This is a genomic window from Photobacterium sp. R1 (assembly GCF_054600795.1).
The window spans coordinates 1-346 of record NZ_BAAHZP010000255.1; the positions used below are offsets into that span (position 1 = coordinate 1).

A 346-nucleotide genomic window follows, 5' to 3' on the forward strand; every position below is an offset into this window, starting at 1 on the left:
AAAGAAATCCGGGGTCACCCGACGGCTGGTTGCCTCCCAGTTCACGGCTTTTGCTCCGTTCTCACAGAAGCGGAAATGCCCCGGTTCTTCGGTTTCACCCCAGGCACAGCCCGGGCAGTCAAAACCCTGATCCTGATTGGTTTTCATCAGATTACGTATGTTACGGGTGATATTTTCACTTTTCACCAGATGGCGTGTGGTGCTTGCGAGTGCACCCCAGCCACCGGCTGAGCCTTTATATTTTTTCACTGTCATGGTGACTGTCTTCCTTGCGTGGCTTGGGCGTTATAGCTTGCCGATATCATGCAATCCCCTCGCTGGCGCTAATGACCCGTCAGAGGCAGCA

The 346-nt window shown here is 53.8% G+C and carries 1 pseudogene; it reads right to left on the reverse strand.

Features of this window, described 5'->3' with window-relative positions:
• Positions 1-255: pseudogene (locus ACYP03_RS24925) on the reverse strand (CbbBc protein); the annotation flags it as partial.
• Between the last annotated feature and the right edge of the window lie 91 nt (positions 256-346).